2 protein-coding genes are annotated in these 1425 nt (G+C 72.1%); both read right to left on the bottom strand.

Features of this window, described 5'->3' with window-relative positions; genetic code table 11:
* Positions 1-98: 98 nt before the first annotated feature.
* Positions 99-791: a hypothetical protein gene (locus tag NXI30_29035; GenBank protein ID MCR9098285.1), complete on the bottom strand. Its 693-nt coding sequence runs from the start codon at positions 789-791 to the stop codon at positions 99-101.
* A 10-nt stretch (positions 792-801) separates the two neighbouring features.
* A complete protein-coding gene (locus NXI30_29030) occupies positions 802-1341 on the bottom strand; it encodes a hypothetical protein (GenBank protein ID MCR9098284.1) in 540 nt (179 codons plus the stop codon).
* Between the last annotated feature and the right edge of the window lie 84 nt (positions 1342-1425).

Below are 1425 nucleotides of genomic sequence, written 5' to 3'. Positions count from 1 at the left end.
CGGTCGCGTCACCGAGGACGAACACGTGCTCGCCGTTCGCGGCGGCGACTCGGCCCTGGCCCTCACCCAGGTGGCTCCGGAACGCGTCGAGCTCCAGGTCAGTCCTGCCGGATCAGCTCGAGGTGGTCGAAGAAGCCGCGTCGCGTGACGTCGCGGGTCTGGAACCCGAAGCCGGCGCGCCCGGACGTCAGCGGCGACGAGCCGGACGTCACGCCCAGCGCGTCGTCGATCAGCTGCGGCATCCCGTCGACGCGACGCCAGTCCGGCGGCGTCCCGAGCGGGTGCGCGTCGAGGTCGTTGTCGAACACGTCGAGCACGACGTCCCCCGTGTCGTTGACGATCGCGTCGAGTCGCAGGTGGAGCCACCCCCCCTGGACGAAGCTCTCGGCGGAGGTGAGCAGCGTCCCCGCGCCCTCCGACGGGACGCCGCCGCTGATGGGTCCCTTGCGCAGCACGACGCGGTACGGGTCGTCGTCGGAGAGCCCGAGCAGATACGCGGCGTCGTTGACGCTGGTCCCCTGCCCGCAGAGATAGAGGAACGGCGCGAAGCCGAGGGGCCCGCCTCCCGGGCCTCGCTGCATGCAGGCGCGGATCGACCCGCCGCTCGGGAGCGGGGCGAAGTCGACGAGCGCGCAGGAGAGCGCGACGGCGCCCGGAGACGCGGCGCGGGAGTTGAAGCCGTAGAGGAACCGCCCGCCCCCGGGCGGACGCTCGATGCCCGCGGTGACGCCGCGGCTCACCGTCGCCGCATCGAGCCCGTCGTTGAGAAATGCCCAGTCCGTGTCGGCCATGCCGCTCCTCTCAGATCGTGACCTCGGGCCAGACGCCCTCGAAGGTCTCCGCCGCCGCGCCGTCGAAGACCGCGGCCCGCGCCCTCACGTCGGCCCACCGCCACACGAAGCGATCGTTGCCGCGCCAGGACTCCTCGAAGTCCTCCGCGAGCTCTCCGTCGAAGCGAGCATCTGTGCTCGCCACGTCGGCCCATCGATCGAAGAAGCGGCCCGCGCTCCAGCCGACCTCGAGGTCCTCGACCGGACGCCCCGCGAAGAGCGCGGTCGTGATGGCTCCCTCGGGCAGCGCCCACGCGAAGAGGTCGTTGTCCCAGCCGCCCTCGAAGCTCTCCAGCGCCTCACGGAGCGGCTCGAACACCGCCACCAGGACGGCGCCCGCGTCGAGTCCGGCGCGCCAGCCGAACCAGCGCTCGAAGTCCTCCCGGCCGCGATGCGGTGGCGGACCGAAGCCGGCGACGCGCTCGTGTGCGATGAAGGTCCGGAGGATCCAGTGCGCCGCGAGCCCGGGCTCTGTGCCTGCGTCCTCGAAGCTGGAGTTGAGGACCGGCATCAGTAGAGCGACCCCGTGTCGCCGTCGACGATCCGCACGCTCCCGAGCACGGGGAACTCCTCGATGCGCAGGCGAATGTCGGCT

It is taken from the genome of bacterium (genome assembly GCA_024742285.1).
Classification (GTDB): Bacteria; Myxococcota_A; UBA9160; order UBA9160; family UBA4427; genus UBA4427.
Note: the sequence above shows the minus strand (reverse complement) of the source record. Positions and strands in the feature narration are given on the sequence as shown.